This is a genomic window from Mammaliicoccus sp. L-M44, from assembly GCF_022386355.1.
Classification (GTDB): domain Bacteria; phylum Bacillota; class Bacilli; order Staphylococcales; family Staphylococcaceae; genus Mammaliicoccus; species Mammaliicoccus sciuri_A.
In genome coordinates, this window is sequence record NZ_JAJNIU010000075.1 from 1 (window position 1) to 389 (window position 389).

A 389-nucleotide genomic window follows, 5' to 3' on the forward strand; every position below is an offset into this window, starting at 1 on the left:
AATCTCAAGTCGTCCTACATTAGATATAGTGATCAATCCACTAAAAGAAATGATAGAGAGTCGTCCAAACCTAGATCACCGTTTAACAATACATTCAGATCAAGGCTGGCACTATCAACATTCGCAATACACTAATTTATTAAAAGAACATAAGATATTTCAAAGTATGTCTAGAAAAGGTAATTGTCTAGATAATTCAGTTATGGAAAACTTTTTTGGGTTACTAAAACAAGAAATGTATTATGGCCAAAAATTTAAAGATTTTCAAGATCTTGAACAAGCTATTCATCGATATATTAATTTTTATAATAACGAAAGAATCAAATCAAAATTAAAAGGCTTATCTCCCAAAAATTACAGGAGACAAACCTTTGAAATAATATACTAAT

General features: G+C 28.5%; 1 protein-coding gene. It reads left to right on the forward strand.

The window, feature by feature from the left end:
• Positions 1–388, forward strand: a 388-nt coding sequence (locus tag LQ611_RS13970; RefSeq protein WP_037560302.1) for an IS3 family transposase, incomplete at its 5' end; no start/stop codon positions are given.
• Position 389 lies beyond the last annotated feature (1 nt).